Annotated in this window: 1 protein-coding gene; it reads right to left on the bottom strand. The window is 68.2% G+C overall.

Annotated features, from left to right (window positions below):
* The coding region (locus DIE04_RS29485) for a methyl-accepting chemotaxis protein (protein WP_260426353.1) at positions 1–776 on the bottom strand (776 nt) is incomplete at both ends.

Genomic DNA, 776 nt, shown 5'->3' with positions numbered 1-776 from the left:
TCGTCGATCGCCTGCGACGACTGGCGCAGCGATTCGGCCGTCTGCTGCGCGGCTTCCGACAGCTGCGACAGCGCCTGCGTGATCTGCTCGGCACCGTTCGCCTGCGTCTGCATCCCTTCGTTGACCATCTGGAAGCGCGGCGCGAGCGTCTGCACCTCGGCGATGATCTGCGACAGCTGCCCGCCGACCTGCTGCACGTCGAGCATGCCGCGGCGGACTTCCTCGGAAAACTTGTCCATTCCCATCACGCCCGCCGACACGGCCGACTGGATCTCCTTCACCGTCTGCTCGATGTCGTAGGTCGCCACCGCCGTCTGGTCGGCCAGGCGGCGGATCTCGGTCGCGACGACCGCGAAGCCGCGGCCGTACTCGCCGGCCTTCTCGGCCTCGATCGCCGCGTTCAGCGACAGCAGGTTGGTCTGGTCGGCCACCTTGGTGATGGTCGCGACGACCTGGTTGATGTTCAGCGCCTTTTCGTTGAGGATCGCGAGCTTCGCGTTCACCGAACCGGCCGCGTCCATCACGCTGCGCATGGTCTCGCCCATCCGCGTGAGGCCGCTCTGGCTCACGCCCGCGAGCGTCGCCGACTGCTCGGCCACGCCGGCCACCTCGTTCATCGTGCGCAGCAGGTCGCGCGACGTCGCGAAAATCTCGCGCGACGTCGCACCGATTTCGGTCGTCGTCGCCGCGGTTTCGTTCGCGGTCGCCTGCTGCTCGCGCGACGTCGCCGCGATTTCGGCGACCGACGTCGTCACCTGCAGCGACGACTGCTGCGC

Origin of the sequence: Burkholderia sp. Bp8994 (assembly GCF_003853805.1) — a bacterium.
Lineage (GTDB): Bacteria > Pseudomonadota > Gammaproteobacteria > Burkholderiales > Burkholderiaceae > Burkholderia.
Note: the sequence above shows the minus strand (reverse complement) of the source record. Positions and strands in the feature narration are given on the sequence as shown.